At 68.5% G+C, this 4,485-nt stretch carries 4 protein-coding genes and 1 pseudogene; 4 read left to right on the top strand and 1 reads right to left on the bottom strand.

Annotated features, from left to right (window positions below):
• Nucleotides 1-40 precede the first annotated feature (40 nt).
• Complete coding sequence (locus K789_RS0121120; protein ID WP_024368484.1) at nt 41-679, top strand: GtrA family protein; 639 nt, start codon at nt 41-43, stop codon at nt 677-679.
• 9 nt (nt 680-688) lie between these two features.
• Here the strand turns inward: K789_RS0121120 and K789_RS0121115 are convergent, their stop codons facing one another.
• Nucleotides 689-1,393 (bottom strand): TIGR03089 family protein, encoded by a 705-nt coding sequence (locus tag K789_RS0121115; RefSeq protein ID WP_024368483.1) that lies wholly within the window; start codon nt 1,391-1,393, stop codon nt 689-691.
• A gap of 350 nt (nt 1,394-1,743) precedes the next feature.
• Here K789_RS0121115 and K789_RS26345 point away from each other — a divergent pair, with 350 nt between their 5' ends.
• From K789_RS26345 to K789_RS23755, 3 genes and pseudogenes are all read left to right on the top strand, one after another.
• Nucleotides 1,744-2,286: a WhiB family transcriptional regulator gene (locus K789_RS26345; RefSeq protein ID WP_024368482.1), complete on the top strand. Its 543-nt coding sequence runs from the start codon at nt 1,744-1,746 to the stop codon at nt 2,284-2,286.
• Nucleotides 2,287-2,315: 29 nt separating this feature from the next.
• Nucleotides 2,316-2,468 (top strand): annotated as a pseudogene (locus K789_RS26845) (hypothetical protein); the annotation flags it as partial.
• Nucleotides 2,469-2,593: 125 nt separating this feature from the next.
• Nucleotides 2,594-4,485 (top strand): glycosyltransferase family 2 protein (locus K789_RS23755; protein WP_416352823.1); only part of this gene is annotated, 1,892 nt, incomplete at its 3' end.

Raw genomic sequence — 4,485 nt, 5'->3', positions numbered from 1 at the left:
TGGCCCACTGGCCGACAGTTCAAGAAGGCCACGGAGGGTCATGATTACTACACTTACCGAGCGCTTGCGCGGGCTTGCCTCGCTCTTCTGGCGCGAAGTGGCCAAGTTCGGAGCGGTGGGCGGTGTTGCGTTCATCATTGACAACGGACTCACGTACTACCTGATGCACGGTCCGATGACCGACAGTGAGGCCAAAGCCCGCTTCGTCGGCGCCACCGTCGCAACCATCTTTTCCTGGATTGCGAACCGCTTCTGGACGTTCCGCCACCGCCGCCAGGACAATGTGCTCCGCGAGTTCGCGATGTTCATCCTGATCAACGGCATCGGCATTGGCATCTCCACCGGGTTCACCGCCCTCGCCAAGTACAGTCTCGGCGTGACGGACAAGAACATGCTGTTCGCCGCCGGCATCGTTGGCATCCTGGTCGCCACGGTGGTGCGCTTCTTCGCTTACCGCTTCCTGGTCTTCAACAAGGAACTCGACGAAGAGCCGGAGTTCTCGCACGACCACGAGATCATCGAACGGCACCCGCACACCCATCCCGGCCCCGTCGTCGGGAGCCCCGCCGTCGAGAGCCGCACCGTCGAGAGCCGCACAGTCGAGAGCCGCACAGTCCAGGGCCGCACAGTCCAGGGCCGCTCCGTCAAGGATTCCGAGCTGCCGGGCCCTCCGGCCTAACGGCAGTGTTCAGCTGCCGCTGACGCGTTCATCCGCGAGCAGCTTCTCCGTCACTGCGACGTCGGGGTGCACCAGCACCACCGAGCCGTCGCCCAGCCAGGCACCCAGGGCATGGGCGAGGGCTGTCTCCAGGCCGTCGCCGGCGGGCACCAGCAGCCGCACGCCGTCCCCGTGCGGCGCCGCGAAGCCGTCAAGCAGCCCGCCGTGGGTGTGTTCCGTTCCCGCGGCGGCCAGCACGGCACGCCGCGAGGCTTCCGGGTCCACGTGCGGCATAAAAACGTCGCCGTGGGAGCGCACCTCGGCGGCATAATCCACGACGCCGGTGGGCAGTTCGCCCGGCCACCGCATGGCCAACGCCGGCAGTGCCACTGCCAGGACGGCGTCGAAAGCCCCCTGTGCCGCACCGGGACCCGGATCGGCGGTGGCCAGCAGGTCCGCCCCGGCGTCGTCGAACACGACCTCCATGCCGAGCTGCCAGGCGGCGAGGGCAAGGATCACTGACTTCCAGTGGGCCGGCAGGTCCAGCCGCAACCGCGTCCCGGGTTCGGCATCGAGCTCGTCCTGCAGCAGGTTGGAAGTCTTCGCCACCCAGTTGTCCAGGACCCGGCCGGAGAGCTCAACCCGCTCGGAGTCAGGCCCGTACCAGGTGAGCCTGGGGGAGGTCGACTGGCCGGAACGCAGGGCTGTCATCAGTTCGATTGCCGGGATGCTCATGGGTTCATCTTGCCACGGCGGCCGCTTGTGTGATCTCTGTCATACGCCTCCGGACCGCCGTCGGGTGGCTGCCCGGGACCGTGCGGGAAAGTTCCCCGGGAATTCAGCAAAAACTCTCCGAAGTGCTCAGTACCCTGATTATTCCACGCGTTCTCCGGGGTGTTGCCGAAAAATCCCGGGCGTGGCGTGCCCCGGCTTTGGGTCTCAAGTTGATTATTATCTCCGCCGTGGCTTGACTCCCGGATACTTACACACGTGTAATTAGGTATCGAAGGCCAATGCGCGGAAACCGGCACTCAACCGAGTGTTCAAGGGTCAGGCAAGGGCTGCAAATCAGAGAGGGAACGCCAATGGGGCTAGCAGAGCGTATCCATGAAGAGGCCGTCGTTGCTGGGCAGGCCACGGCCAAGTACCGTTCACGCGGAGTGCCGAGCGACTGGTATGTAGATCCGGCCGATCCGGACGCAGCGGACCGCTATAACGAACACACCAAAGACTCGCTGCAGGACCAGGCGACCGCCTTCCTCGCGGCGCATGACGAACTTCTGGCCGGTCCGGACCAGGACAACGACCTTCACGATCCACCGATGGAACTCCAGACCCTCCATGCGGGCACCACGACGCAGCCGGTATGGATCGGATTGCCCTCCCAACAGGACTTCGACGACGAAGGCGAGCTCGGCTGGCAGACGGATGCGCTCTGCGCACAGACCGACCCGGAAGCGTTCTTCCCTGAGAAGGGCGGCTCCACCCGCGACGCCAAGAAGGTCTGCGGGGCGTGCAACGTCCGCTCCCAGTGCCTCGAATACGCCCTCTCCAACGACGAGCGTTTCGGAATCTGGGGTGGCCTCTCCGAGCGCGAGCGGCGCCGGCTTAGGAAGCGAGCGATCTAATTCTTCAGGAAGTACGAGTCACCGCCGTCGTGGTTTCCCACGACGGCGGTGACTTTCTCCCCAGGACCCTCGCGGCGCTGGCGGGTCAGACCCGGCCCGCGGACACCTGCATCGGGGTTGACACCGGTTCCCGCGACCAGTCCGCGGCCCTCCTCGAACAGGCTTTCGGCACAGCCAACGTCACCGTTTTCGACCAGCCCCGCAGCGGCATGGGCGGGGCCGTGCAGGCAGGCCTCAGCGCGCTCGCCCCCCGGGGCGACGGCGGCACTTCCGGCAGCGGNCCGTTGCCGGCGCGCCGGCCGAGTGGATCTGGCTGCTGCATGACGACGCCGCCCCCGCTCCCGAAGCCCTCGCCGAACTGCTCCAAGCCGTGGAACGCGCTCCGTCCGTCACGGTGGCCGGCTGCAAGCAGTTGGACTGGTACTCCGAGCGCCGGCTGATCGACGTCGGGCTCTCCACAAGCCGCTGGGCCGAGCGGCTGACCCTTATCGAAGCTGACGAGCTCGACCAGGGACAATACGACGGCCGCAGCGACACCTTCGCCGTCAACTCAGCCGGCATGCTGGTCCGCCGCGACGTCTGGGAAGACCTCCGCGGCTTCGACCCCGCCCTGCCGGGCAGCGGCGACGACGTCGACTTCTGCTGGCGCAACCGGCTGGCCGGACACCGGGTGGTGGTGGTCCCCAGCGCAAGGATGTTCCACGTCTCGCACCGCCCGCACGCGCTGGGCAACGCGACGGCGGCGCGCAAGGCACAGGTGCACCTCCGGCTCAAGCACGCCCCGGCGTGGAAGGTTCCGCTGCACGCGGCCGGCGCCCTGCTGGGCAGCATTTTCAAACTGGTCCTGAGTATCGCGGTGAAAGATCCGGGGCACGGTTTTTCGCAACTCTTGGCCACGTTCGGCGCACTCGGGCGCCCCGGGGCCGTGATCCGGGGGCGGCGAAACGCGCGCCGGACGCGCCGTATCCGGCGTTCTGTCATCAAGGGGCTGCAGACCCCGCGGCGTGAGGTCTGGGCGCACCGCCGCTCGCTGATGGAAGCCATCGGCGCGGACGACTCCGGGGATAGCCTGACCGGGAACGACCCGCTGGCCGAACAGCCCACCGGCGACTCGGCCGACGACTTCGCTGCACTGACCACCTCCGACCGTGGCTGGGTGGGCAATGGCGCGCTGCTCGCCATCCTGATCACCACCGCTGCCTCACTGATCGGCCTGCTCAACATCTTCCGGGCAGAAGCTGTCTCCGGCGGCGCGATGATTCCCGTCTCGCTGCGTCTGGGCGAAATCTGGAACCATGCCTCCGGCTGGTGGATCACCCTCGGCGCAGGGCTTCCCGGCCACGGCGACCCCTTCGGCTATGTCCTGTGGGTCCTCGGGGTGCTCGGTGCCGGCAATACCAACAGCGCACTCGGCTGGCTGCTGATCCTGGCCATGCCGCTTTCCGCCCTCGGCGCCTGGTTTGCCGCCGGTGCATTGACGCAGCGCCGCCGCCTCCGCCTGGCCGCTGCCCTCGTGTGGGCCGGAGCGCCCGCCCTCCAGGTCGCGCTCAACCAGGGCCGCGTCGGAGCCCTGGTTGTCCACGTCCTCATGCCCCTGCTGGTGCTCGCCCTGTTGCGGGCCACCGGCACCGCCGCGGGACGCGGTCGCTACGCCGTTCCGGCCCCCGGGGAGCGGCGCTTCACGGAAGCGCCCCCGGCGAAACCTGGGATCAACGGCACACCCTCCTGGACCGCCGCCGCCGCGGCCGGCCTGGCATTGGCGGTCGTTACCGCGGCAGCCCCATCGCTGCTGCTGCCCGGCGTCGTCCTCGTGGCACTGTGCGGCACGCTCCTGGGCCGTCGCGGGCGGACCGTCTGGTGGGCGCTGCTGCCCAGCCTTGCGCTGTTCGTGCCGTTCCTGGCCTCCACCATTGACCGGCCTCGCGCCCTCCTTGCCGACCCCGGCCTGCCGCTGGGCTTTGACGCCGCACCTTTGTGGCAACAGGCCCTGGGCCAGCCGCTGCGCTTCGGAGCCGACGGCGGCCTCACCGGCCTCCCGGTGTTCGGCGCAGGCACTGCCGTGCCGTGGGCGCTCCTGCTCGCCCTCCTGGTCGGTCTGCCCGTCCTGCTCCTGGCCGTGGCTGCACTGTTCCTGCCCGGCCGTGCACCGCGGAGTGCCCGGGCCCTCTGGGCCGCGGCACTGGTGGTGCTGGCCGGCGG

The sequence above is a fragment of the Arthrobacter sp. TB 26 genome (assembly GCF_000427315.1).
Lineage (GTDB): Bacteria > Actinomycetota > Actinomycetes > Actinomycetales > Micrococcaceae > Arthrobacter.
The sequence above is the reverse complement of the archived record's forward strand: the minus strand, read 5'-3'. Positions and strand labels throughout refer to the sequence as shown.

Bases quoted from the DNA above. Each gene is read 5' to 3' on its own strand.
- K789_RS0121120 (WP_024368484.1), top strand. From the start codon at position 41: ATGATTACTACACTTACCGAGCGCTTGCGCGGGCTTGCCTCGCTCTTC.
- K789_RS0121115 (WP_024368483.1), bottom strand. From the start codon at position 1,393: ATGAGCATCCCGGCAATCGAACTGATGACAGCCCTGCGTTCCGGCCAG.
- K789_RS26345 (WP_024368482.1), top strand. From the start codon at position 1,744: ATGGGGCTAGCAGAGCGTATCCATGAAGAGGCCGTCGTTGCTGGGCAG.